This window comes from Streptomyces sp. NPDC034103, assembly GCF_055575395.1.
The window spans coordinates 25,865-50,758 of sequence record NZ_JBVISS010000019.1 but is presented as its reverse complement, the minus strand read 5'-3'; the positions used below and the strand labels follow the sequence as shown (position 1 = coordinate 50,758).

Sequence of the window (24,894 nt, the reverse complement as noted above, 5' to 3'; positions counted from 1 at the left end):
CCACCAGCACCCCCGACAGCGCCCCCGAGCTCGCATGACACCCTGAGCGGGTGATGACTCAGCGCAACCCCGTCGGCGGGCACGTCCCCGTGGCCGGCGGTCTGAACTCCGTCGGTCTGTCCTATGCCCGTGATCTCCAGGCGGAGACCGTGCAGGTCTTCGTCGCCAACCCGCGCGGCTGGGCCACACCCGCCGGCAACCCGCGGCAGGACGAGGAGTTCCGCGCGGCCTGCGCGGCGGAGTCGATCCCGGCGTACGTGCACGCCCCGTACCTGATCAACTTCGGCTCGCACACCGAGGCGACGGTGGAGAGGTCCGTGGAGAGCCTGCGGCACTCACTGCGCCGCGGCCGGGAGATCGGGGCGCTCGGCGTGGTCGTGCACACGGGCAGCGCGACCGGCGGTCGGGACCGGTCCGTCGCGCTCAAGCAGGTCCGCGAGTACATGCTGCCGCTGCTCGACGAGCTCACCCACGACGACGACCCGTTCCTGCTGCTGGAGTCGACCGCCGGACAGGGGTCCTCGCTCTGTTCGCGGACCTGGGACTTCGGGCCGTACTTCGAGGCCCTGGACGCCCACCCCAGGCTCGGGATCTGCCTCGACACCTGCCACGTCTTCGCGGCGGGCCACGACCTGACCGGCCCCTCCGGCATGCACCGGACCCTCGACCTGCTGGTGGACACCGTCGGCGAGGGCCGCCTGAAGCTGATCCACGCCAATGACTCCAAGGACGTGGTGGGCGCCCACAAGGACCGGCACGCCAACATCGGCGCCGGCCACATCGGCGAGGACCCGTTCCGGGCGCTGATGACCCACCCCGCCACCGAGGGCGTACCGCTGATCATCGAGACCCCCGGCGGCAAGGAGGGGCACGCCGCGGACGTGGAGCGGCTGAAGAAACTCCGCGACGGGTAAGTCCTTGGGGAATACCCCTGGGGGGTATACGGTTCCGCTCAATGCAGGAACCGTTACCTGACGCTGGGGGCAGTCATGCAGCAAAACGCGCACACAGAGCACGCTCACCACGGGAACCACGGGAACCACGGCAACCACGGACACGAGGGCCATCAGGCCGGCAGCAGCTGGTCCATGGCGGTGCGGGCCACCCTGCACTGCCTCACCGGGTGCGCCATCGGCGAGGTGCTCGGCATGGTCATCGGCACCGCGCTCGGCTGGGGCAACACCCCGACCCTGATCCTGGCGATCATCCTGGCCTTCTTCTTCGGCTACGCGCTCACCCTGCGCGGCGTCATGAAAGCGGGTGTCGACCTGCGCGCCGCACTGAAGGTGGCGCTGGCCGCGGACACCCTGTCGATCGCGGTGATGGAGCTGGTCGACAACGGCGTGATCGTGCTGTGGCCGGGCGCCATGGACGCCGAGCTCGCCGACCCGCTGTTCTGGGGCGCCCTGGCGATCGCGCTGGCCATCGCCTTCGTCCTGACCACGCCGGTCAACAAGTGGATGATCGGCCGCGGCAAGGGGCACGCGGTGGTGCACCAGTACCACCACTGAGCCCCGGCACGTGGAGTCAGAGCTCGGGGCCGTCCCCGGGCTCCTCCTGGTAGGAGTAGCGCTGTTCCTTCCAGGGGTCGCCGATGTTGTGGTAGCCGCGCTCCTCCCAGAAGCCGCGGCGATCGGCGGTCATGTACTCGACGCCGCGGACCCATTTGGGCCCCTTCCAGGCGTACAGATGAGGGACGACCAGCCGCAGCGGGAAGCCGTGCTCGGCGGTGAGCAGCTCGCCGTCCTTGTGGGTGGCGAAGATCGTGGACTCGGCGGCGAAGTCCGCGAGGCGCAGGTTGGAGCTGAAGCCGTACTCCGCCCACACCATCACATGGGTGACGGCCGGGGCGGGCGGGGCGATCTCGAGGATGGACCGGGCGGGGACGCCGCCCCACTCGGCGCCGAGCATGCTGAACTTCGTCACGCAGTGCAGGTCGGCCACGACGGTGGTGTGCGGCAGCGCCGTGAACTCCTCGTGGGTCCAGCACTCCTTGCCGCCGTCCGCCGTGGCACCGAAGACGCGGAACTCCCAGCGCTCGGGCCGGAACTTGGGGACGGGTCCGTAGTGCGTGACCGGCCAGCCGCGCTGCTTGCGCTGCCCCGGCGGAAGCTCGGAGTGTGCCGCTTCTCCTGACTCGCGTTCCACCGACTGACCCATGACTCCATCCTGACAGACCCCGGGCGGTGCGCGGGACCAGCCCCGGGCCGATTCGCCGCAAACCGGACTAAGCATGCCCTTACTTACTAAGTGAAGACTTACTGGACGATCTTCGATACCGGTGCAAGGATGCGGCGCAACCTGCCAGTTCCCCCCGGTTGGAAGGAGCCTCTGCGATGCAGGGCGACCCCGAGGTCATCGAATTCCTCAACGAGCAGCTCACCGGCGAGCTCACCGCGATCAACCAGTACTTCCTGCACGCGAAGATGCAGGAGAACTTCGGCTGGACGAAGCTCGCGAAGTACACGCGCCACGAGTCGTTCGACGAGATGAAGCACGCCGAGGTGCTCACCGACCGGATCCTGTTCCTGGACGGGTTGCCGAACTACCAGCGGCTGTTCCATGTCCGGGTCGGACAGACGGTCAAGGAGATGTTCGAGGCCGACCGGCAGATCGAGGTCGAGGCGATCGACCGCCTCAAGCGCGGTATCGAGGTGATGCGCGCCAAGGGCGACATCACGTCCGCGAACATCTTCGAGTCGATCCTCGAGGACGAGGAGCACCACATCGACTACCTCGACACCCAGCTGGAGCTTCTGGAGAAGCTCGGCGAGGCGCTCTACATCGCCCAGCTGATCGAGCAGCCGGAGAGCTGAGCCGGAAGGCGATCGGGCAGCCGAACGGGAGGGCGAGCGGGGCGGATCAAGCGGCTTCGTCGAGCTCGGCGAGGACCGGCTGGCCCTGATCGACCAGCTCACGGCGGGGGCACGCGCCCCTGCCCAGGATCGCCTGGATCCGGCGTACGCAGGAACCGCAGTCGGTGCCCGCCTTGCAGGCCGAGGCGATCTGGCGGGGGGTGCAGGCACCGTCCTCCGCGTGCTTCCTCACCTGCTGCTCGGTGACCCCGAAGCAACTACAGACGTACACGCGGGCCACCTCCCGACGGGATTGATCGGTCTCGCCATCCCCGTTGATCGGTGAGGCTAACCTAACCTTACCCGTCGTGCGGGAGCCAGAAAAGTGGAGTGGGGCGCGGATCGTGTGTGATCCGCGCCCCACCTCGTGCTCCGGTAACAGGCGCACGCCCTGCTGATCTGCTACTAGTCGCGGTACAGCTCCGCGACGAGGAACGCCAGGTCCAGGGACTGGCTGCGGTTCAGGCGCGGGTCGCAGGCGGTCTCGTAGCGCTGGTGCAGATCGTCGACGAAGATCTCGTCGCCGCCGCCCACGCACTCGGTGACGTCGTCACCGGTGAGCTCCACGTGGATGCCGCCCGGGTGGGTGCCCAGCGACTTGTGGACCTCGAAGAAGCCCTTGACCTCGTCGAGCACGTCGTCGAAGCGGCGGGTCTTGTGGCCCGAGGCCGCCTCGAAGGTGTTGCCGTGCATCGGGTCGGTCACCCAGGCCACGGTCGCGCCGGAGGCGGTGACCTTCTCGACCAGCTCGGGCAGCTTGTCGCGGACCTTGTCCGCGCCCATGCGCACGATGAAGGTGAGCCGGCCAGGCTCGCGGTCCGGGTCGAGGCGCTCGATGTACTGGAGCGCGTCCTCGGCCGTCGTGGTCGGGCCGAGCTTGATCCCGATCGGGTTGCGGATCTGGGAGGCGAACTCGATGTGCGCGCCGTCCAGCTGGCGGGTGCGCTCACCGATCCAGACCATGTGGCCCGAGACGTCGTACAGGTGGCCCGTACGCGAGTCGACCCGGGTCAGCGCCGACTCGTAGTCGAGCAGCAGCGCCTCGTGGGAGGCGTAGAACTCGACCGTCTTGAACTCCTCCGGGTCGGTGCCGCAGGCCCGCATGAAGTTCAGCGCGTTGTCGATCTCCCGGGCGAGCTGCTCGTAGCGCTGGCCGGACGGGGAGGACTTCACGAAGTCCTGGTTCCAGGCGTGCACCTGGCGCAGGTCGGCGTAGCCGCCGGTGGTGAAGGCGCGCACCAGGTTGAGCGTGGAGGCGGAGGCGTTGTACATCCGCTTCAGGCGCTCGGGGTCCGGGATGCGGGCCTCTTCGGTGAAGTCGAAGCCGTTGACGGAGTCGCCGCGGTAGGTCGGCAGGGTCACGCCGTCGCGGGTCTCGGTCGGCTTGGAGCGCGGCTTGGAGTACTGGCCGGCGATACGGCCGACCTTCACGACCGGGACCGAGGCGGCGTACGTCAGCACGGCGCCCATCTGGAGCAGGGTCTTGAGCTTGTTGCGGATGTGGTCGGCGCTCACCGCGTCGAAGGCCTCGGCGCAGTCGCCACCCTGGAGGAGGAACGCCTCTCCCTTGGCGACAGCCGCCAACCGGGCGCGCAGCTGGTCGCACTCGCCCGCGAAGACGAGCGGCGGATACGACTCGAGGTCCGCAACGACTGCGCGCAGAGCCTCGGTGTCGGGGTACTCGGGCTGCTGCGCCGCGGGCAGGTCTCGCCAGGTGTTGCCAGCGCTCGCGCTGGTCTTAGCGTTCACGGTCACGGCCTCAACATTACGGGGTGATGTCGCGCGTCCCGCCCCATGCCCAGCAAATGAGACACGGGGTACACGGTGTGGACATGGGATAGGGTGCGTCGCATGTACGCGCCGACGAACCAGAAGACGAACCAGAACTGGTGGTGGACCGCTCATCCGGCGGCCCACTGACTGCGCGTAGGCAAGACTTCGCGAAGGCCGCCCGAGGGGCGGCCTTCGGCGTTTGTCGGGGTCCGTTCCTCTCCACAAGATTCCTGTGAGTGAGAAGGACACGGACCATGCGTCTGCCCGACCTGATCGACGATTCCCGCCCGTTCGCCCTGCTGCGCCGCCGCACACCCGGCCATGACGGGCAGAGCGTGGAGCTGCTCCTCGGCCCGGTCGCCACGTACGACCGGCTCGCCGACCTGCCCGACGAGGGCCTCGCCCTGGTGCCGTTCCGGCAGATCCGCGAGCGCGGCTTCGACGTCCGCGACGACGGGACGCCGCTGACGGTGCTGACCCCCGAGGAGACGCACACCCTGCCGCTGGCCGAAGCCCTCGCCCAGCTCCCGGGGCACGACGTGCGGGTGGGGCGCGGCGGCTTCGACGTCGCCGACGAGGAGTACGCCCGGATCGTCGGACGGGTGCTGCGGGAGGAGATCGGGCAGGGCGAGGGCGCGAACTTCGTGATCCGGCGCACGTACGAGGGACAGATCCCGGGATTCGGCCGCGCCGACGCCCTCGCCCTGTTCCGGCGGCTCCTCGAGGGCGAGCGGGGCGCGTACTGGACGTTCGTGGTGCACACCGGCGAGCGGACCCTGGTCGGGGCCAGCCCCGAGGTGCACGTGCGGATGTCCGGCGGGACGGTCGTGATGAACCCGATCAGTGGGACGTACCGCTATCCGGCCGACGGGCCCACCGCCGAGCACCTGCTCGGCTTCCTCGCCGACGGCAAGGAGATCGAGGAGCTGTCGATGGTCGTCGACGAGGAGCTCAAGATGATGTGCACCGTCGGCGACATGGGCGGGGTCGTCGTCGGGCCGCGCCTGAAGGAGATGGCCCACCTCGCGCACACCGAGTACGAGCTGCGCGGGAAGTCCTCGCTGGATGTGCGGGAGGTCCTGAAGCAGACCATGTTCGCGGCGACGGTCACCGGCTCGCCGGTGCAGAACGCCTGCCGGGTCATCGAGCGGCACGAGGTCGGCGGGCGTGGGTACTACGCCGGGGCGCTGGCGCTGCTCGGGAAGGACTCCGGCGGAGCCCAGACGCTGGACTCCCCCATCCTCATCCGTACCGCGGACATCGACGCGGACGGGCGGCTGCGGGTGCCGGTCGGCGCCACGCTCGTGCGCGGGTCCGACCCGGCGGGCGAGGTCGCCGAGACGCACGCCAAGGCCGCGGGCGTGCTGGCCGCGCTGGGGGTCGTTCAGCGGGCGCCGCGCACCGAGCACGCGCGCGTGCATCTCGCCGACGACCCACGCGTGCGTGCCGCGCTGGACGGGCGCCGGTCCTCCCTCGCCCCCTTCTGGCTGCGGATGCAGGAGCGGTCGGCGGAGCTGACCGGGCACGCCCTGGTCGTCGACGGGGAGGACACCTTCACGGCGATGCTCGCGCACGTCCTGCGCTCCAGCGGTCTGGAGGTCACCGTCCGGCGCTACGACGAGCCCGGGCTGCGCGAGGCGGTCCTCGCCCACCCGGGTCCGGTGGTGCTCGGGCCCGGCCCGGGCGACCCCGGCGACCTGACCGACCCGAAGATGAGCTTCCTGCGCGACCTGGCCGCGCGCGTCGTCCGTGCGCACCCGCACGGCGTGCTCGGCGTCTGCCTCGGCCACGAACTGCTCGCGACGGAGCTGGGGCTGGAGATCGTCCGCAAGGACGTGCCGTACCAGGGGGCGCAGACGACGGTCGACCTGTTCGGGCGGGAGGAGACCGTCGGCTTCTACAACAGCTTCGTGGCCCGCTGCGACGACGAGACGGCGGCGGAGCTCGCCGCGCACGGGGTGGAGGTGAGCCGGAGCGCGTCGGGTGAGGTGCACGCTGTGCGCGGACCCGGGTTCGCGGGGGTGCAGTTCCACCCGGAGTCGGTGCTCACGCTGAACGGGGCCGCGGTCGTGCGGGAGCTGCTGGGTCAGCTGCGCGGGACGAGCACGTCCCCCGAGCGGCGGCCGGCCCTGTAGTCCACGACGTTCCCGACGTGGGGCGCGTGATTCACAGCCCCCTGCGGAGGCGCTCCGTCAGCGCCCGCCCCTGCTGCGGGGACGGCCGGGGTTCGGCGAGGCGGGTGTGGAGGCGGTCCAGGTGCAGGTCGACGGTGGCCTCGACGAGTTCGGCGTAGGCCGCGGCGGCGAGCTCGGCACGGCGCCGGGAGACGAGGGCGGTGAGGAGGGCGATCAGCACGGCCGGCCACCAGTACAGGGCGAGCGGCAGATACAGCAGCGCCCAGCCGCCCAGCGCGAACGCGGCATCCAGCCGGGACCGGGTCGCGGTGAGGGTCTCGCGGGTGGGGGTGGGCAGCAGGAGCCAGAGGCGGGGCCAGATGGTGGCGAGGTCGATGCCGTACTCCTGGCCCAGACGCACGGCGGGGGCGCGGAGGCGGTCGCCGAGCCGGGTGGGGTGCTCGGGACGGATCAGGGCGACGGCGTTGCGGCGGGCGGCGTGGCCGGCGGCGCCCTGCTCGTGGTGGGCCGCGATGGCGGCGTACCGGGCGGCGCGGGTGGCGTGGTGGCGGGCGGCCTGGACGCCGGAGGGGTCGGGGGACGACGGGGTCACGCCGGGGGTTCCCGACCCGGCGGCCGGACCGGGGGTTCCCGACCCGCCGACTGGATCCGGCGTTCCCAACCCGCCGGCTGGATCCGGCGTTCCCAACCCGGCGGCCGGACCCGGCGTTCCCGACCCGACAGCCGGACCCGGGGTTCCCGACCCGACAGCCGGACCCGGGGTTCCCGATCCGGCAACCGGACCCGGCGTTCCCGCCCCGGCCGGGTCGGTCGTCCGTGCCGTCCGCGTGCCTGCGCGGCGGGCCGCTCGGGCCAGGACGGCCTGTCTGCGGTGGGCGGCCTCGGCCAGGGCGCGCTGTCTGCGGTGGGCGGCGTCGGCTGTGGCCCAGAGGGTCTGTCGGCGTGTGGTCAGGCGGGCCGAGACGCTGCCAAGAGGGCGGGGCCAGGGACCGCACAGGGCGCGCTCGACCGGACCGGCGAGGGCCTGGGCCAGGGCGCCGACGGCGGCGGAGACCGGGACCGCGGTGAGGACCAGCAGGACGGCCCGGGCGACGAGGCTGTCCTGCCCGCCCGCCTCGCCCTCGGTGAGCGCGGTGAACCCGTCCCACAGAGCGTGCCAGTCGTGCCAGCCGCGCTGTCCGAGCCGTACGGCGACCGCCGCGACCAGCAGATAGGCGAGGCCCGGCAGCACGAGCAGGGTGAACCAGCGCTCGGCCAGCTTGCGGCCCAGCTCGGCGAGGAATCCCGTCACCGGCCGGACCTCACGCGTCCGGCACGAAGGTCAACACCCGCTCGTGGAGCAGGCACTCCGGTGGCCCCTCCCCCGCGCTCCGCTGCTCCACGCGGTCGCAGGCGCCGGCCGGGCAGAGGTACTGGCCGGGGACGGGTGCCCCCGGACCGCCGACCGGGGGCGGGGCCGCGCCCGGACTGCCGACCGGCGTGACGTGACGGGAGGTGGACAACGAGGCGGTGACGGTGACGTCGAGCGAGCGGAACACCTCGGCGAAGTCCGCGCCCTCGCGCAACCGTCGTACGGCCTGTTCCAGCGCGGCCCGTCGGGCGCCGCGCTGGAACGCCCGCAAGAACGCCAACTCCCGGCAGAATTCGGCATGCAGCTCGCCGTAGGGGGTGTCGCCGTCCGCAGAGGTCATGCCCCGATCGTAGGACCCCACGCTCCTCCCCCGCCCCCTCACGCCCCCGAATGCACATGGGCCGCCCAGCTCAACGGCCGGTCCGGGTGCCGTTCTCGCAGTCGTCGTACGGCGTGCCACAGGGCCACCGCGGCGGGCGGCGCCCCGGGTCCGGCCGCCGCCAACTCGCCGTAGACGCCCTCCGCAATCTCCGCCGAGGCCTCGTCGTCCGCCCTCCACAGCGTCCCAATCACCTGGGAGAACCCGGCGAGTTGGAGAGAGCCCGCCAGGTGCAGCGCCTCGTCCGGCAGCCGTGCCCCGCCCACCGCCGTCTCGCACGCCGAGAGATACGCGAACTCGGCGTCGGGCAGGTGGAGTCGGGCCATGTCCAGCACCGAGAGCGTGCCCTCGGACAGCAGCAGCCGTCCCTGTGAGGGGTGTTGAGGGTCCTGGACGCCGTGACACGCGAAGTGCACCCACGCGTGACCGGCGAGTGCGGAACGTACGGCGTCGGCGTGGGCCGGGCCGCCCGACAGCAGCGTGCCGCCCACCGCGCGGTGGGCCAGCTCGGCCTCGCGCAGGGCGCCCGGCAGCGGAGCCTGCCCCGGGGTCTCCGGTACGGCGACGATCAGCGGCTCCCGACCGGCGGGGGCCGTGCGGCTCCTGGCCCGCAGCAGGGCCGTGAGACTCGGTGTGTAGGAGGAGACGACCCGGTCGGGCACCGCGCCGGCGGCGTGCAGCGGGAGGAAGGTCAGCGGGCCCGAGGGGCACCACCACAGCCGGGGCGGCCGCTCACCGGGGAGGGGCGGGCCGGTGATGTCGAGGGCGGTCAGGACCGGTTCGGCGATCGTGGTCCACAGCCAGTCCAGGAGGTCCCCGACGAACTGTTCGGCGAAGGCGCGGGCCAGGCCCGAGCGGCCCGCCGCGGCGACCGCCTGGACGAGCAGTTCGCCGCGTTCCCGGGCCTCGGCGTGGGTGAGGCCGGGCAGCGGGCGGACCCGTACGCCGGTGCCGTCGAGCAGCAGGGCGTGGCCGGGGCCTTCCCGGTCGACGGTGACCACCACGACCGGCCCCTGGTCACCCGCGGACAGCAACCGCCCCGCCCGGGGCGGCCGCAGGAAGTCCCGGAAGTCGTCGCGGGCGCGGATCGTGTCGAGGGTCTCCTGCCACTCGCGGGCCAGCCGGTGGCGGCGGTCGGCCCCGGACGCGGACAGGTCGTCGGCGGCCCGTTCCAGCTCCCCACGCACCCGCGTGAAGCGAGCGGCGAGTTCGGGGTCGGCCGCCGCCAGGTCCTCGGCGTCGGTGCGCAGTTCGAGGGCCTGGGCGGCGAGGACGCCACGGCTCGCCTCCAGCAGCTCCAGCGCGTCCCCGGCCCTCCCGGCGGCGAGCGCGACCTTCGCCGCGAACGACCCCAACTCCTCGTCGCTGAGCACCTGTTCCTGGTCGGAGCGGTCGACACCGCGCCACACCACCAGCGGCAGCTCGTCGACCGCGTCCCGTACCGCGGCCAGCGCCCGTTCCCCGTCGCCGACGGCGTGCGCCACACCGGCCACCCGCACCGAGGCGGCGAGGCGGTGCGCGGGAGGCTGCGCCGGGTCGGCGGCCAGTTCGGTGTTGACGTCGAGCGCCTGGTCCCGGATGCCGTCGAAGCCGCCGTCCGCGCGGGCGATGTCCTCAAGGGCCCAGGAGACGGCGCCCAGTGCGCTGCCGCGCAGCGGATGCCCGGACGGCGCCAGGCGCACGCACTTGCGGGCGGCCGCCAGCGCGATGTCGAGATCCTCCCGGTCGCCGCCGTGCCGGTACCGCTCACGCAGGGCGTGGGACAGGTTGCGGTAGAGGCTCAGGCGGCGCAGCGGGTCGGCGGGCGGGTCCAGCAGGGCCGTCTCGAAGTGGCGTACGGCGGCCTCGGCGTCCTCGGTTCCCGCTCCGGGCAGCCGGAAGCGGGCGAGCAGGACGCCGCCGAGCGCGGTGACCAGGCTGTGCCGCATGTGGTGGCCGGGCCGGGTGGTGGCCAGGGCGCGTTCGACGAGCTGGCGCGCGCGGTCGAGTTGGGCGCCGTCCCGGGTCCGGCGGGCGTGGTCGGCCAGCAGGGTGGTGACGTTGCCGAGGAGCACCGGCGTCTCGGCCTCGAACGCCGGTATGTGGGAGGCCAGTTCCTCGCCCACGGTGACCGCCTCCCGCAGCGAGGCGAGGTGGCCGGTCCGGGTGTGGCGTTCGGCGAGGGCCATGATCAGGGCGCCCCGCAACGAGTTGACCACCTCGATGTCCTCGTCCTCGGCCGCCCCGGCGAGGCCCTCGCGACAGCGGGCCGTCGCCTCGTCGAGCAGGGAGAGGTCGTGGTCGAACCGGTAGTGGTGCACGAGCACGGTGGCGAGGACGGACAGCGCGAGGGCCCGTTCGACGTCGGAGCGGGCGTGGGCGAGGCTGCGGCGGGCGGCCTCCTCGGCGGGGCCGTGGTCGGGCGCGGACTCGCTCTCCGTGCGGGCGAGGTGCAGAAGGCAGAGCGCGCGCAGGGCCGGGGCGTCGCCCGCGTGCGCCCCGCCCGGCGCGGTCAGCGGGGTCACGACGGCCAGGGCGCGGGTGATCACCTCGGGGTCGCCGGTCTCGCGATACGCGTGCACGGCGGCGATGCCGTACGAGGACACCGCCGCGCGCGAGGTGTCCGGTCCCGTGAGGCCCTCGCCCATGAGGTCCAGCGCGCGCCGCCGGTCCACCCGGTCGCCGCGCAGCTGGTAGCGGTACTGGAGGTGCCGGCCCAGATCGGCCGCGTACCTCGACGGCCGGGCGGCGTACAGCTCCTCGAAGGCCTCGATCGCCTCCGCGAGGGTCTCCGGGTCCCGGCGCCGGGCGAAGCGCTGGGCCAGCAGGCCCGCGGCGACCGGTTCCATGCGGTCCCTGACCCGGCCGTAGTGCGGATGCCGGCGGAGCGCGCGCTGCAACCGCAGTGCCTCGTCGAGCAGGTGGACGTCCTTCGGCTCATGGGCGGTCGCGGTGACGAAGGCGCCGCAGGCCGTCACCGCGTAGGCCAGCCACTCGACGCCGCGGGGGTCCATGGCGGCGAGGGCGGTCCGGACGAGGGCGGGCACGTCGCGCATGGGCGAGGCGTCCCGCAGCCTGGCGCAGCGGTTCGCCAGCAGCTCGGCGAGCCGGACGGCCGTGTCGGCGCCCGGTGTCCCGGCCGGTCGGTGCTCGTACGCCGCGCGGGTGTGCGCGATCGCCGTCTCCTCGTCGGCCGGGTCGCCGGTGTCGCGGTGGCGCGACTTGGCGATGTGCGAGAGGAGTTGGTGCAGCGTGGCTCGGCGGGGGTCGGCGGACGTGGAACCGCGCAGACAGCGGGTGCCGCAGAGCAGGGCGGCGTCAAGGCACCAGCGGCGGAGGTGCTCCGGCGTGCCCTCGTCCCTGGCGTGGTCGAAGAAGGCGACGGTCATGTTCGCGGCCGTGTTCAGCGTCTCCGCGTCGAGGTGTGCCGCCGGGTCGACCAGGGGGCGCAGTGCGGCGGGCGTGGCCGCGGGGTGCACGCGGTGCCGCAGGGCGAGCGCCAGCAGGACCGGCGCGGTCTCGGGCGGTTGGTTGCCCCGCGCACCTCGGTCCTCGGCCGATCGCCCGGCCACCCGGAACAGTTCGACGAGCCCGGCCGACCGCTGCGGCGAGGGCGTGGGGGGCACCCCGCCGTCCCGTACGGCGGGCCAGACCGCGGCGAGTTCCTCCTGGTGCCGCTCCAGCAGCGCCCGCAGCTCGCGCCCGCTGAACCACCCGACCACGCCGCCTCCCCCGTGCCACGCCCTCCGGTGCCCCATACACCGAACGCCGCCACGGTAACCGCGGCGGCGCCCGGCTGTCGCACAACTCACCTCACGCAGAGGGAAGTTGTCTCGCTCCCGTGCTCGGCTTCAGCCTCAGCCGAAGAACACCCCGACCTCCTCGTACAGCTTGGGGTCGACCGTCTTCAGCTTCGCCGTGGCCTCCGCGATCGGCACCCGCACGATGTCCGTGCCGCGCAGCGCGACCATCTTGCCGAAGTCGCCGTCCCGTACCGCCTCGATGGCGTGCAGGCCGAACCGGGTGGCGAGCCACCGGTCGAAGGCGCTGGGGGTGCCCCCGCGCTGGATGTGCCCGAGGACGGTCGTGCGGGCCTCCTTGCCCGTGCGCCTCTCGATCTCCCTGCCCAGCCACTCGCCGACGCCGGAGAGCCGGACGTGCCCGAAGGAGTCGAGCGACGCGTCCTTGAGGACCACGTCGCCGTCCTTGGGCATGGCCCCCTCGGCGACGACCACGATCGGGGCGTAGGAGGCCTTGAAGCGGGAGGTGATCCAGGCGCACACCTGGTCGACGTCGAAGCGCTGCTCGGGGATGAGGATGACGTTGGCGCCGCCCGCGAGTCCCGAGTGCAGGGCGATCCAGCCGGCGTGGCGGCCCATCACCTCGCAGACCAGGACGCGCATATGGGACTCGGCGGTGGTGTGCAGCCGGTCGATGGCCTCCGTCGCGATGCCGACGGCGGTGTCGAAGCCGAAGGTGTAGTCGGTGGCGGACAGGTCGTTGTCGATGGTCTTCGGTACGCCGACGACGGGGACGCCGTACTCGTCGGTGAGCTGTGCCGCCACACCCAGGGTGTCCTCGCCGCCGATGGCGATGAGCGCCTCGACCTCCTGCTTGGCGAGGTTCTCCTTGATCCGGCGGATGCCACCCTCGATCTTCAGGGGGTTGGTGCGCGAGGAGCCGAGGATGGTGCCGCCGCGGGGCAGGATGCCGCGCACGGCGGGGATGTCGAGGCGGACGGTGTCGTTCTCCAGTGGTCCTCGCCAGCCGTCCCGGAAGCCGACGAAGTCGTAGCCGTACTCCTGCACGCCCTTGCGGACGACGCCCCGGATGACGGCGTTGAGCCCGGGGCAGTCGCCGCCTCCGGTCAGTACTCCGACGCGCATGGAAAAGTCCCTTCGCCGCGGTTGCCTGTGAGGGTCACGCTAATGGTGATCCAGGTCACACAGGGATGGGCGGGAAGGGCAATTCCGGTGAATCAGCGGATGGTTCGTTTACGCGTCGTCAAACGCACGCGCGCCTGTCGTCGTCACGCGCGCCTGTCCTCGTCACGCGCCTGTCGTCGTCACGCGCACTGCACGTCGTCCCGCGCCCTACTCGTCATCGCGCGCCCGACTCGTCGTCCCGCCCGCCTACTCGTCGTCCAGCCCGCGCTCTATGGCGTACCGGACGAGTTCCACCCGGTTGTGCAGCTGGAGCTTGCCGAGGGTGTTCTGGACGTGGTTCTGGACCGTGCGGTGCGAGATGACCAGGCGCTCGGCGATCTGCTTGTAGCTCAGGCCCTTGGCGACCAGCCGCAACACCTCGGTCTCCCGGTCGGTGAGCTGCGGTGCCCTGGGCTGGTCGGGGTCCGCGGCGGGCGCGGGCTCGGAGGCGAGCCGGCGGTACTCGCCGAGCACGAGACCGGCGAGGCCGGGCGTGAAGACGGGGTCGCCGACGGCCGTGCGGCGCACCGCGTCCAGCAGTTCCTCGGTGGACGCCGACTTCAGCAGATAGCCGGTCGCGCCCGACTTCACGGCCTCCAGCACGTCCGCGTGCTCCCCGCTCGCCGACAGCACCAGGACCCGCAGCGCAGGGTTGTGGCCGACGAGCTCCTTGCAGACCTGGACGCCGGGCTTGAGCGGCAGGTTCAGGTCGAGCACGAGCACATCGGGCCCGGCGGCCCTGGCCCGGCGTACGGCCTGGTCGCCGTCGCCCGCGGTGGCCACCACGTCGAAGCCGGCCTCGGCCAGGTCGCGGGCGACCGCGTCGCGCCACATGGGGTGGTCGTCGACCACCATCACCTTGATCGGGCCCTTGTCGCTCATCGCTGTCCTGCCTTCCCCCGGGAGACCTTCGGTACCTTCAGCTCGACCTCCGTGCCCTGTCCGGGCACCGAGATCAGATCGGCGCTGCCGCCGAGTTCACGCAACCGCCCCCGGATCGACAGGGCGACCCCCATCCGCCCCTCCCCCTCGGCCTGCGCGAGCCGCCCCTCGGGGATGCCGGGCCCGTCGTCCCGCACGGTCACCACGACCTCGTCGGGCTCGTCCTCGACCAGGATCCAGGCACGCGCGTCCTGCCCGGCGTGCCTGCGTACGTTGTCCAGGGCCGCGCCCACCGCGGCGGCCAGCTCCCTCGCGGCGGCCGCGTCCAGCTCCACCGGGGCGCCGGGGTCGGCCAGGCTGACCCTGGCGGCGGCGAACGGGGCGAGCAGGGCGCGCAGATCGACGGGGCCGTCGGTGTCCGGCTCGTCGACGGCGCGTACGACCGCCCCCTTCGCCCCGTCCTCCGACGCCCAGGACACACGGGTGAGGCCGCCGGAGACCAGCGTGCGCAGCGCGACCTCCTGCTCGCCGGCCATCCGGCCCAGCTCGGCCGCCTCGCCGCCGAGGACGGCACCGCGCCGCTGCACCATGGCGAGCACCTGGAGCACGCTGTCGTGGATGTCCCGCGCGAGCCGCTCCCGCTCCCGGGTCGCGGCCTCGATCTCCAGGGCCCGGGCGAGGGTGCGCTCGGAGGCGCGGGCGACCTCGACGACGTAGCCGATGGCGATGGAGGCGACCCAGACCAGGATCACGTTGTGGACGGTGTCCCGGGCCGGCTGACCGCGCTCGATCAGGTTGGCGACGGCGACCGGCGTGGAGGCGAGCGCGGCCCAGCGCCAGCCGCCCTTGATGGCGAACGCGAGGACCGAGCCGGCGGTCCATATCGACGGCAGGGTGGGACCGCTGGTGTCGATGTGGTGCTCGCTGACGGCCAGCGGGGTGAGCAGGATGCCGACGAGCGCGATACCGAGGTCGACGGCGAGGAAGCGCCGGGTGCAGGCGGCCTCGTTCTGGACCCGGGGCAGGGTGGCCAGCGTCCAGACGCACAGGACGGCGTAGTAGGCGAGGGCGATGCCGGGACGGTCGTAGTTCTCGTGGTTGGTCACGAACAGGCCGACCGCGTACAGCATGGTCAGCACCCGGTAGCCGGTGAGCGCGCGCCACAGCGGCAGCTCCACCGACATCCTCATCACACGCTCACGCCTGGCCATGAATGAACCCCACCCCGCCCCCGTAGCCCCGTCTAGGACTCGGAGCGTTCCTTCTCCGCCTTGGCGAGGGCGGCCTTCGCCGCCTTCTCCGCTTCCTTCTCGGCCTTCGCCGCCTCCGCGATCTGCCGCTTGGCGGCGGTCGCGTACATGTCGACGTACTCCTGGCCGGAGAGCTTCATGATCTCGTACATGACCTCGTCGGTCACCGCGCGCAGCACGAAACGGTCCTGCTCCATGCCCTGGTACCGGCTGAAGTCCAGCGGGGCGCCGATCCGGATGCCCGGCCGCATCAGCTTGGGCATGACCTGGCCGGGCGGCTGGATCTTCTCGGTGTCGATCATGGCGACCGGGATGACGGGCGCGCCGGTGGCGAGCGCCACGCGCGCGAGGCCGCCCGGCTTGCCCCGGTAGAGGCGGCCGTCGGGTGAGCGGGTGCCCTCCGGGTAGATCCCGAACAGCTCACCGCGCTCCAGTACCTCCACCCCGCTCCTGATCGCCGCCTCGCCCGCGCCGCGCCCCCCGGAGCGGTCCACGGGGAGCTGGCCGACGCCCTTGAAGAAGGCGGCCGTCAGACGGCCCTTGACGCCGGGGGTGGTGAAGTACTCCGCCTTGGCGATGAAGGTGACCTTCCGGTCGAGCACCGCGGGCAGGAAGAAGGAGTCCGAGAAGGACAGGTGGTTGCTCGCCAGGATCGCGGGGCCCTCGGCCGGGATGTTCTCCAGGCCTTCCACCCAGGGCCTGAAGGCGACCTTCAGCGGCCCGCCGATGGCGACCTTCATGGTTCCGTACAACAACCCCGTGCCTCCTGTGTGTGTCGATGAGACCTTAACCCGGAGCACTGTCAAAGGCCCCGACGGCCCTGGTCGGTGTCAGTGCGGTCGCGTACGGTGAACCCCACCTGGACACGTTCACACCCTTCTCATGAACAGGAGACCGAAGGTGCCGGTCCTCCCTGGAGCCGAGCCGTTCCGCCACGAGGGCGGCGAGACGGCGGTCCTCCTCTGTCACGGCTTCACCGGTTCCCCGCAGTCGCTGCGCCCCTGGGCGGAGTACCTCGCCGAGCGGGGTCTGACCGTGTCGCTGCCCCTCCTTCCGGGACACGGCACCCGCTGGGAGGACATGGCGCTCACCGGCTGGCAGGACTGGTACGCCGAGGTGGACCGCGAGCTGCGTGCCCTGCGCGAGCGCTGCACCAGGGTCTTCGTGGCGGGGCTGTCCATGGGCGGTGCCCTGGCCCTGCGGCTGGCCGCCAAGCACGGCGACGCGGTGAGCGGTGTGGTGGTCGTCAACCCGGCGAACCGGATGCACGGCCTCGCGCCGTACGCCCTTCCGGTGGTCCGGCATCTGCTGCGGACGACGCCGGGGATCGCCGACGACATCGCCAAGGAAGGCGCCCACGAGCTGGGGTACACCCGGGTGCCGCTGCACGCCGCGCACTCGCTGCGGCAGTTCTTCCGGCTGGTCGACGGTGAGCTCCCGCAGGTCACCCAGCCGCTGCTGGTCCTGCGCAGCGCGACGGACCATGTGGTGCCCGCGGCCGACTCCGCGCGCGTGCTGAGCCGGGTGTCCTCGACGGACGTATCGGAGATCGTGCTGGAACAGAGCTACCACGTGGCGACGTTGGACCATGACGCGGAGCGCGTCTTCGAGGAGAGCTTCGCCTTCATCGGCCGGCTCGCGACCGGTATCGGCAAGGAAGGGACGGCCGCACGTGGCTGAGCACGACTCCGACCGCGAGGACCGTGAGCCCGAAGAGCGGGGCGTCCCCTTCGACGAGGCGGCGGCCTGGGCGGCGATCGTCGCCGGGTACGGCGAGGAGCCGCCGGACCCGCCGGGTGCGAAGCCGTTCAAGTCGGTGGAGGACCTGGCGCTCCTGGAGCCGGAGACCAACGACGAGAAGCCGGAGCAGGAGGACGAGCAGGAGAAGCCCGCCTCGGCCAAGCCGCTGGGCAGCTCGGTCTCCTTCGCGCCCGGTGTCGGCCCGCGTGACTACGCGCCCGCCGAGCCGGCCGAGGAGGACTTCGACGAGGAGGACGAGGGCCACTTCGTCCCGCCGGAGCCGCCGCCGCTGCCGACCGCGGACACCACCGCGAAGTTCGCCTGGCTCGCGGTGCTGGGCGGCCCGTTGCTGCTCCTGCTGGCGATACTGCTGCGCTGGGACATGACCTGGTGGCTGGCGACCGTCGGCATCGGCGGCTTCCTCGGCGGGTTCGCGACGCTGGTGGCGCGGATGCGGACGGACGACGAGGACGAGGACGACCCGGGCCGCGGGGCGGTCGTCTGAGGCTCAGCTCGCGGGGATTCTGAGGGTGGCCAGGACCGGCAGATGGTCGGTGGCCGCCCTCAGCTGTGTCTCGGGGACGTCCTGCGGGACACCGCAGCGCAGCACCTCGATGCCTTTCGTGGCGAAGATCGCGTCGATCCGGCGAGGGGGCTCGGTGTGCGTCCAGGTGTGCTCGCCGCCCCAGGGGGCCGTGGCCCAGCAGTCCTGGAGGTTGTCCGAGAGCCGGCGGAAGGTGCGGCCGCCGGGGCCCTCGTTGAGGTCGCCGCCCGCGACGGCGTGCTCGACTCCCATGCCGGCCAGCCGGTCGAGGAGCATGCCGCCCTGTTCGTGGCGCTCGTCCTTGTGGAGGCTGAGGTGGCAGCTCAGGACGCCGAGCCGGGCACGGCCGAAGCGGACGACCGCGGTGGCGAAGCCGCGGCGGTGCTGTCCGGGCGTGAGCGGCAGCAGGACGTCCTCGGTGCGTTCGACCGTGGCCCGCAGGTCGCACAGGATCGCGGGTCCGGCCGCCGTGGCGCCGCCGGAGAGGATCACGAGGTCCGCCGCGCCGGCCAGGCGGGCGAGTTTCTTGCGCCAGCGGAAGAAGCGGGGGGCTTCCTGGACGAGGACGAGGTCCGGTGCGCAGGCGCGGATGACCTCGGCCAGTGCGTCGGTGTCGTCCCGCATGGAGCGGATGTTGTAGCTGAGGACGCGGACGAGGGAGGAATCGTCGGGTGCCATGGGGTGATTTTTGCGCCTCAGCGCTCGGGGCGCGAGGTGTGCGCGCGACGGCCGGTGCGTTGCGGCCGGTCGCGCGGTTCCCCGCGCCCCTGGGTGGGTCGAAGTGCCCCGTGCTCACATGATCGGGTCGGGTTCCCTCGCCAGGTCCGCCGCGCCCACCAGGCCCGCCTTGTTGCCCAGCCGGGCGGCGATCACGTCGGCCACGGGGCGCCAGTTGCCGCCGACCAGCCAGCGCTTGTAGGACTTGCGGATCGGGTCCAGGACCAGCTCGCCCTCGTCCGAGAGACCGCCGCCGACGATGAAGGCGGACGGGTCGAAGAGGGAGGCGAGGTCGGCGAGGCCGGCACCGGCCCAGCGGGCGAGCTCGCGGTAGGAGTCCACGGCGACCGGGTCGCCCTGGCGGGCGGCCATGGAGATGTGCTTGCCCTCGATGCCGTCCGGGGAGCCGTCGCCGAGGCTCAGCAGGAGCTCGGCGTTCTCCGGGGTGGCGTTGGCGCGCTGCTTGGCGTACCGCACCAGGGCCCGCCCCGAGGCGTACTGCTCCCAGCAGCCCTGGGAGCCGCAGCCGCACAGCAGGCCGTCCGGCACCATGCGGATGTGGCCGAACTCGGCGGCGACACCGAAGTGCCCGCGGCGCAGCTTGTTGCCGATGATGATGCCGCCGCCGAGGCCGGTGCCGAGGGTGATGCAGATGACGTTGCGGTGGCCCTTGCCGGCGCCGAACTTGTACTCGCCCCACGCGGCCGCGTTGGCGTCGTTCTCGACGATGACGGGAAGGTCGACGCGGGCCTCGACCTTGTCCTTCAGCGGTTCGTTGCGCCAGTCGATGTTCGGCGCGAAGTACACCTCGGAGCGCTGCCGGTTGACGTAACCGGCCGCGCCGATGCCCACGCCCACGATCTCGTGCCCGGCGCGCGCCCCGTCCACCGCGGAGGCGATGGCGTCCACGATGCCCTCGGGCGTACCCGGGGTCGGCACCTTGTGGGTCGAGAGGATGTTGCCTTCCTCATCGACCACGCCGGCCGCGATCTTCGTGCCGCCGATGTCGACGCCGATGGTGAGTCCCATGAATCCCTCAGTTTCGGTCGAGCCCCGCTACGGCCCACCGTACCGGAGGGGGCTCTAGTCCAGGTCGATCCGCTCCCCGGGGCCGGGGTCCTCGCCCCGGTCCTCCGGGTCGCGGGACGGCTTGTCCCGGGTCGTCCAGCGCTGTTCCTGGGCCTGGACCGCGGAGCGGTACGCGGCGAGCAGTTCGTTGCCCGCCGCCGCGAGGTGGTCGAAGACGTCCGGGTTGCGTTCGATGACGGGTTCGACGGCGGCCCTGGCCTGCTGGACGACCTGGTGGACCACCTGCTGGGCGGCGGGCCCGGCGACCGCGCCGAACAGGGGTGACTGGATCGACGACAGTTTGTCGGTGACGGCGTCGACGAGCTTGCGCAGTTCCTCGGCGGCCGAGCCCGGGGGCGGGCCGTTCTCGGTGCGGCGGCGGGCCTTCTCCGCCGCGAGGTCTTCGGCACACGCCGTCGCCCAGGCGTCGGCGTCGGTCGCCCGCACCTCGTCGGCAGCCTCACGACGGGCGGCCTCTGACGGGGGGAGCTCTTCGCTCATGACGGACTCCTGACTGCGGTTCGTCTCTACGACGTTACCCGAACGGGCGCACCGGGTTCACCGGGTCCGTGGCCAGAGATCCGGGTCCGGCGTGAACCGGACACGCAGCTGTCCGTCGCGCAGGCCCGCACCGGCGACGGTGCAGCGCCGCAGGGCGGACGGGAGGGGCACGACCCGACGGAACCGCCCGGCGGTGAGCACGAGTTCGTCGCCGCGCCGGATCAGGTCCAGCTCGTCGCGCAGCGCGCCGGGCAGGGGGATGTGCCAGACGAGGACGCCGTCGTCGGCGAGCTGGTCCCGCACCGGCCACTCGTTACGGGAGGACCCGGTCGGCGCCCCCGGCACGGCGAGCGCGGCGAGGTCGTCGGTGCCCCGCGGGTCCCGGCCGAGATGGGCGACGGGTACGACGTCGTACGTCTCGGTCCACTCCTCCAGTGTCTTGCGCTGCTGGGCGACGAGGCCGGCGAGCCAGGTGTCGGCGACGGCCTCGGGCAGGACGCGGTTGGCGACGACGTGGTCGGGGCGCAGTCCGCGCAGGGCGAGGGCGAGGGACGCGGCGCGCACGGCGTCGGCGCCGCCGGGTCCGGGCTCCGCGACCAGCCGTACGACGGTGTCGCGGTCCGTGACGACGGCCTCGACGGCGGCCAGTTCCCTGTCCCAGCGGGCGGCGGTCTCGTACAGCCACTCCGAGGGCATCGGCACCCCGGCGAGCCGGCCGAGGACGGGGCGCAGGGCGCGGGCCGCCTGCCGTTCGGCCGGGAGCAGCCGTCGCAGGTACCGGCGGAGCTCCTCGGGCAGGGCGAGCAGGGCGAGCGCCTGCGGCGTGGGCGGGAGGTCGACGACGAGCAGGTCGTGGCGCTCGGAGAGGGCGGCGTCGCGCAGGGCGCGCAGCAGTGTGAGCTCCTCGGCGCCGGGGAGGGGGGTGACCTCCTCCGGGTCCAGCCGGGAGGCCCCCAGGAGGTCGAGCACGGAGGACGCGCGCTGCTGGAAGGCGGTGAGGTCGTCCCGGAATCCGGCGGCGGCGTCGGGACGCCAGGCGGTGAGCTGGTCCCGGACCTCCACGGGCACCGGTCCGGTGGCCGCGCCCAGTACCGCGCCGAGGGTGTCGGTGCGGTCGGCACTCAGGACGAGAGTGCGGACGCCGTCACGGGCGGCGGTGAGGGCGGTGGCGGCGGCGAGGGTCGTACGACCGGCACCGCCGGGACCGGTGATCAGGAGGGTGCGCATAGGAGTGAACGGTAACTCTCCGCGTCGCCCTCCGGCGCCGTCGCCGCCTCGCTCCCGGCCCCCGCGCGCCGGTTCGGCCACCTCGGCCCCGGCCCCGGGTGCCGCTCGGTTACTTCGGCCCCGACTCCACGCGCTTCTTCAGCCCGGCCAGCGCCCGGTCGATGATGACCTTCTCGGCCTTCCGCTTGATCATGCCGAGCATCGGGATCTTGACGTCCACGGTCAGGACGTAGGTCACCTCGGTGGCCCCGGCGCCGGCCGGCTTCAGGATGTAGGAGCCGTCGAGCGAGCGCAGCATCTGGGACTTCACCAGCGTCCAGGAGACCTCGTTGTCACCGGTCCAGGTGTAGCCGAGAACCTGGTCGTCCTTGATGGCCCCGGCGTCCATGACGAGCCGCACCTGTTCCGCACGCCCCTGGGCGTCGGTCGAGAGGATCTCCGCCTCCTTCACCTCGCCGGTCCAGTCCGGGTAGCGGGCGAAGTCGGCGATCACCGCCATGACGTCGGCCGGTGCCGCCTCGATCGTGATGCTCGAGCTGGTGTGTTCCGCCATCGCGGTGGCTCCTCCAGATGCGGGCCGGTAGGGCAAGTCGTCCTGCCCACGTGTGTGCAGCGTGAAGGCTACCGCGCACGTGAGCACCCGACTTCACCGCCCGCTCACCATTCCAGGGCCCACGGCCTGCCGCTCCCGGCGAAGTGGCCGACGTTGACGCACTCGGTCGCACCGATCCGCATCCGGCGCGCGAGCGGCTGGTGGACGTGGCCGAACAGCGCGTAGCGCGGCCGGGTGCGGTGGATCGCCGCCAGCAGCGCCCGGCTGCCGCGCTCGAAGCGGCGCGCGACGGTGTCGTAGACCAGCTCCGGGACCTCCGGCGGGATGTGGGTGCACAGCACGTCGACCTCGCCTACGGCCTCGATCTTCGCCGCGTACTCCTCGTCGCTGATCTCGTACGGGGTGCGCATGGGCGTGCGCAGGCCGCCGCCGACGAAGCCGAAGGTCCGGCCCCCGATCTCCACCCGCTCCCCGTCCAGCACGGTCGTGCCCGGTCCGGCGTACTCGGACCACAGAGACGGCATGTCGACATTGCCGTAGGTGGCGTACGTCGGGGTCGGGAACGCGGCGAACAGCTCGGCGTACTGGCTGCGCACCGCCTTCTCGATGGCCGCCGCCCGGTCGGTGCCGATGCCCGCCCACAGCCGGGCGCCGAACTCCCGGGCCTCCTCGTAGCGGCGGGCGGTGCGCAGTTCCACGATGCGGTCGGCGTTCTCCACCCCGAACAGGTCGGGGAAGATGCCGCGCGAGTGGTCGGCGTAGTCGAGGAAGAGGACCAGGTCCCCCAGGCAGATCAGGGCGTCCGCGCCCTCGCCGGCTCTGGCCAGGTCACGGGCGTTGCCGTGTACGTCGCTGACCACATGTACGCGTGTCCTCCGGTTACCGGCCGGTGTGGGTGCCATGGCGATCAAGGGTAGGCCCGTGCGGCATACGTGAACAGTGGCGGCGGGACCTGCGGTTACTGGCTAGTCATCAAATGCGTGGACTACTGTGCGCGAGAAAGACCCCAAATCTGTGTGACGCAGCGAACATCTCGCCGGGCCCCCCTGTCGGAGACGCCATACCGGCGGGTAACGTCCGGGCAGTCCAGTCGTGCTCAGGATTTCAACCAGTGGTCGCAACCGCTGGGCCCCGAGCACCTGCCCGAGCCTTGGACCGCACCGTCGCATCGCACAACGTCGTGGCGCCGGCGCCCTATGAGGAGCAGCAGTCTTGCGCGAGTTCAGCCTTCCGGCTTTGTACGAGGTCCCTGCGGACGGCAACCTCACGGACATCGTCCGTAGAAACGCCGCGCAGCATCCCGACGTCGCCGTGATCGCCCGCAAGGTGGGCGGCGCCTGGCAGGACGTGACCGCCACGACCTTCCTGGCCGAGGTGCACGCCGCCGCCAAGGGGCTGATCGCCTCCGGTGTCCAGCCCGGCGACCGCGTCGGCCTGATGTCCCGCACCCGCTACGAGTGGACGCTGCTCGACTTCGCGATCTGGTGCGCGGGCGCCGTCACCGTGCCGGTGTACGAGACCAGCTCGCCGGAGCAGGTCCAGTGGATCCTGTCCGACTCGGGCGCCACCGCCATGATCGTCGAGCTGGACGGCCACGCCGCCGCCGTCGAGTCGGTGCGCGCCACCCTGCCGGCCCTCAAGCACGTCTGGCAGATCGAGGCCGGGGGCGTGGAGGAGCTGGGCCGCCTCGGCGCCGACATCACCGACGCCGCCGTCGAGGAGCGCGGCTCGCTCGCCAAGGCCGACGACCCGGCGACCATCGTCTACACCTCCGGGACCACCGGCCGCCCCAAGGGCTGTGTGCTCACCCACCGCAGCTTCTTCGCGGAGTGCGGCAACGTCGTGGAGCGCCTGCGGCCGCTGTTCCGCACCGGCGAGTGCTCGGTGCTGCTCTTCCTCCCGCTCGCCCACGTCTTCGGCCGGCTCGTCCAGGTCGCGCCCATGATGGCGCCGATCAAGCTGGGCACCGTCCCGGACATCAAGAACCTCACCGACGAGCTGGCCTCCTTCCGGCCGACCCTGATCCTGGGCGTCCCGCGCGTCTTCGAGAAGGTCTACAACTCGGCGCGCGCCAAGGCGCAGGCGGACGGCAAGGGCAAGATCTTCGACAAGGCCGCGGACACCGCCATCGCCTACAGCAAGGCCCTGGACACCCCCTCGGGCCCGTCCCTCGGCCTGAAGATCAAGCACAAGACCTTCGACAAGCTGGTCTACAGCAAGCTGCGCGCGGTCCTCGGCGGCAAGGGCGAGTACGCCATCTCCGGCGGTGCCCCGCTCGGTGAGCGCCTCGGTCACTTCTTCCGCGGCATCGGCTTCACGGTCCTGGAGGGCTACGGCCTGACCGAGTCCTGTGCGGCGACCGCCTTCAACCCCTGGGACCGGCAGAAGATCGGCACGGTCGGTCAGCCGCTGCCGGGTTCGGTGGTCCGCATCGCCGACGACGGCGAGGTCCTGCTGCACGGCGAGCACCTGTTCACCGGCTACTGGAACAACCCGGGCGCCACCGAGGAGGCGCTGGCCGACGGCTGGTTCCACACCGGTGACATCGGCACCCTCGACGAGGACGGCTACCTCAGGATCACCGGCCGCAAGAAGGAGATCATCGTCACCGCGGGCGGCAAGAACGTCGCCCCGGCGGTCATCGAGGACCGCATCCGCGCGCACGCGCTGGTCGCGGAGTGCATGGTGGTGGGCGACGGGCGGCCGTTCGTGGGCGCGCTGGTCACCATCGACGAGGAGTTCCTGGGCCGGTGGGCCGCCGAGCACGGCAAGCCGGCGGGTGTCACCGCGGCGTCGCTGGTCGACGACCCGGACCTGAACGCGGCGGTCCAGGCCGCGATCGACGACGGCAACGCCGCGGTGTCGAAAGCGGAATCGGTGCGGAAGTTCCGCATTCTCTCCTCCCAGTTCACGGAGGACTCGGGCCACCTGACGCCGTCGCTGAAGCTCAAGCGGAACGTGGTGGCGAAGGACTACGCGGACGAGATCGAGGCGATCTACCAGAAGTAGCAGGCT

The 24,894-nt window shown here is 72.2% G+C and carries 24 protein-coding genes; 8 read left to right on the top strand and 16 right to left on the bottom strand.

Going from position 1 to position 24,894, the window contains the following annotated elements:
• The first annotated feature begins 53 nt into the window (after window positions 1–53).
• Complete coding sequence (locus ACZ56U_RS34720) at window positions 54–914, top strand: deoxyribonuclease IV (RefSeq protein ID WP_469087901.1); 861 nt, start codon at window positions 54–56, stop codon at window positions 912–914.
• 75 nt (window positions 915–989) lie between these two features.
• On the top strand, window positions 990–1,511 hold the full coding sequence (locus ACZ56U_RS34715; protein ID WP_469087900.1) for a DUF4396 domain-containing protein: 522 nt from the start codon (window positions 990–992) through the stop codon (window positions 1,509–1,511).
• Between the two features lie 16 nt (window positions 1,512–1,527).
• On the opposite strand, the gene ACZ56U_RS34710 is transcribed toward ACZ56U_RS34715, so the two are convergent.
• A complete protein-coding gene (locus ACZ56U_RS34710; RefSeq protein WP_469087899.1) occupies window positions 1,528–2,160 on the bottom strand; it encodes a sulfite oxidase-like oxidoreductase in 633 nt (210 codons plus the stop codon).
• A gap of 176 nt (window positions 2,161–2,336) precedes the next feature.
• Here ACZ56U_RS34710 and bfr point away from each other — a divergent pair, with 176 nt between their 5' ends.
• A complete protein-coding gene (gene bfr, locus ACZ56U_RS34705; protein WP_059197560.1) occupies window positions 2,337–2,816 on the top strand; it encodes a bacterioferritin in 480 nt (159 codons plus the stop codon).
• Window positions 2,817–2,862: 46 nt separating this feature from the next.
• Here the strand turns inward: bfr and ACZ56U_RS34700 are convergent, their stop codons facing one another.
• Window positions 2,863–3,096, bottom strand: a complete 234-nt coding sequence (locus tag ACZ56U_RS34700) for a (2Fe-2S)-binding protein (RefSeq protein WP_469087898.1) — start codon at window positions 3,094–3,096, stop codon at window positions 2,863–2,865.
• Window positions 3,097–3,260: 164 nt separating this feature from the next.
• Window positions 3,261–4,610 carry a class II 3-deoxy-7-phosphoheptulonate synthase gene (locus ACZ56U_RS34695; protein WP_469087897.1) on the bottom strand — a complete coding sequence of 450 codons (1,350 nt, stop codon included), beginning with the start codon at window positions 4,608–4,610 and terminating at the stop codon, window positions 3,261–3,263.
• Between the two features lie 96 nt (window positions 4,611–4,706).
• Between ACZ56U_RS34695 and ACZ56U_RS34690 the strand changes: the two genes are divergently transcribed.
• Both ACZ56U_RS34690 and ACZ56U_RS34685 read left to right on the top strand, forming a co-directional pair.
• Window positions 4,707–4,775, top strand: coding sequence for a trp operon leader peptide (locus tag ACZ56U_RS34690; RefSeq protein WP_391230582.1), 69 nt, complete (start codon window positions 4,707–4,709; stop codon window positions 4,773–4,775).
• Between the two features lie 107 nt (window positions 4,776–4,882).
• A complete protein-coding gene (locus ACZ56U_RS34685; protein WP_469087896.1) occupies window positions 4,883–6,763 on the top strand; it encodes an anthranilate synthase family protein in 1,881 nt (626 codons plus the stop codon).
• Between the two features lie 31 nt (window positions 6,764–6,794).
• Here the strand turns inward: ACZ56U_RS34685 and ACZ56U_RS34680 are convergent, their stop codons facing one another.
• The 7 genes from ACZ56U_RS34680 to ACZ56U_RS34650 all read right to left on the bottom strand — a co-directional run bounded on the left by ACZ56U_RS34680 (window position 6,795) and on the right by ACZ56U_RS34650 (window position 16,269).
• On the bottom strand, window positions 6,795–8,054 hold the full coding sequence (locus ACZ56U_RS34680; RefSeq protein ID WP_469087895.1) for a hypothetical protein: 1,260 nt from the start codon (window positions 8,052–8,054) through the stop codon (window positions 6,795–6,797).
• Window positions 8,055–8,064: 10 nt separating this feature from the next.
• Entirely contained in the window at window positions 8,065–8,454 is a 390-nt protein-coding gene (locus ACZ56U_RS34675; protein ID WP_469087894.1) for a hypothetical protein, read from the bottom strand.
• 38 nt (window positions 8,455–8,492) lie between these two features.
• Window positions 8,493–12,194 (bottom strand): CHAT domain-containing protein, encoded by a 3,702-nt coding sequence (locus ACZ56U_RS34670; protein WP_469087893.1) that lies wholly within the window; start codon window positions 12,192–12,194, stop codon window positions 8,493–8,495.
• 135 nt (window positions 12,195–12,329) lie between these two features.
• On the bottom strand, window positions 12,330–13,358 hold the full coding sequence (locus ACZ56U_RS34665) for a 6-phosphofructokinase (protein WP_391229913.1): 1,029 nt from the start codon (window positions 13,356–13,358) through the stop codon (window positions 12,330–12,332).
• A 246-nt stretch (window positions 13,359–13,604) separates the two neighbouring features.
• Window positions 13,605–14,279 carry a response regulator gene (locus ACZ56U_RS34660; RefSeq protein WP_391229911.1) on the bottom strand — a complete coding sequence of 225 codons (675 nt, stop codon included), beginning with the start codon at window positions 14,277–14,279 and terminating at the stop codon, window positions 13,605–13,607.
• Entirely contained in the window at window positions 14,276–15,490 is a 1,215-nt protein-coding gene (gene macS / locus ACZ56U_RS34655) for a MacS family sensor histidine kinase (RefSeq protein WP_469087892.1), read from the bottom strand. Before macS ends, ACZ56U_RS34660 begins: the two co-directional genes overlap by 4 nt.
• A gap of 32 nt (window positions 15,491–15,522) precedes the next feature.
• Window positions 15,523–16,269, bottom strand: coding sequence for a lysophospholipid acyltransferase family protein (locus ACZ56U_RS34650; protein WP_469088018.1), 747 nt, complete (start codon window positions 16,267–16,269; stop codon window positions 15,523–15,525).
• 160 nt (window positions 16,270–16,429) lie between these two features.
• Here ACZ56U_RS34650 and ACZ56U_RS34645 point away from each other — a divergent pair, with 160 nt between their 5' ends.
• Both ACZ56U_RS34645 and ACZ56U_RS34640 read left to right on the top strand, forming a co-directional pair.
• The gene (locus ACZ56U_RS34645) at window positions 16,430–17,209 is read left to right on the top strand and encodes an alpha/beta hydrolase (protein WP_469088017.1); all 780 of its coding nucleotides are present in this window, start codon (window positions 16,430–16,432) and stop codon (window positions 17,207–17,209) included.
• Window positions 17,202–17,774 (top strand): hypothetical protein, encoded by a 573-nt coding sequence (locus tag ACZ56U_RS34640; protein WP_469087891.1) that lies wholly within the window; start codon window positions 17,202–17,204, stop codon window positions 17,772–17,774. Before ACZ56U_RS34645 ends, ACZ56U_RS34640 begins: the two co-directional genes overlap by 8 nt.
• A gap of 3 nt (window positions 17,775–17,777) precedes the next feature.
• Here ACZ56U_RS34640 and ACZ56U_RS34635 read toward each other — a convergent pair whose 3' ends face one another.
• From ACZ56U_RS34635 to ACZ56U_RS34610, 6 genes are all read right to left on the bottom strand, one after another.
• Window positions 17,778–18,491, bottom strand: coding sequence for an endonuclease/exonuclease/phosphatase family protein (locus ACZ56U_RS34635; RefSeq protein WP_469087890.1), 714 nt, complete (start codon window positions 18,489–18,491; stop codon window positions 17,778–17,780).
• Window positions 18,492–18,605: 114 nt separating this feature from the next.
• A complete protein-coding gene (locus ACZ56U_RS34630) occupies window positions 18,606–19,559 on the bottom strand; it encodes an ROK family glucokinase (protein WP_469087889.1) in 954 nt (317 codons plus the stop codon).
• Between the two features lie 54 nt (window positions 19,560–19,613).
• On the bottom strand, window positions 19,614–20,099 hold the full coding sequence (locus ACZ56U_RS34625) for a DUF5304 domain-containing protein (protein ID WP_469087888.1): 486 nt from the start codon (window positions 20,097–20,099) through the stop codon (window positions 19,614–19,616).
• Window positions 20,100–20,156: 57 nt separating this feature from the next.
• Complete coding sequence (locus tag ACZ56U_RS34620; protein WP_469087887.1) at window positions 20,157–21,326, bottom strand: ArsA family ATPase; 1,170 nt, start codon at window positions 21,324–21,326, stop codon at window positions 20,157–20,159.
• A 109-nt stretch (window positions 21,327–21,435) separates the two neighbouring features.
• Window positions 21,436–21,879, bottom strand: a complete 444-nt coding sequence (locus ACZ56U_RS34615) for an SRPBCC family protein (RefSeq protein ID WP_391229895.1) — start codon at window positions 21,877–21,879, stop codon at window positions 21,436–21,438.
• A gap of 104 nt (window positions 21,880–21,983) precedes the next feature.
• Complete coding sequence (locus ACZ56U_RS34610) at window positions 21,984–22,739, bottom strand: metallophosphoesterase family protein (protein WP_469087886.1); 756 nt, start codon at window positions 22,737–22,739, stop codon at window positions 21,984–21,986.
• A 352-nt stretch (window positions 22,740–23,091) separates the two neighbouring features.
• Between ACZ56U_RS34610 and ACZ56U_RS34605 the strand changes: the two genes are divergently transcribed.
• Window positions 23,092–24,888, top strand: a complete 1,797-nt coding sequence (locus tag ACZ56U_RS34605; protein WP_469087885.1) for an AMP-dependent synthetase/ligase — start codon at window positions 23,092–23,094, stop codon at window positions 24,886–24,888.
• Window positions 24,889–24,894 lie beyond the last annotated feature (6 nt).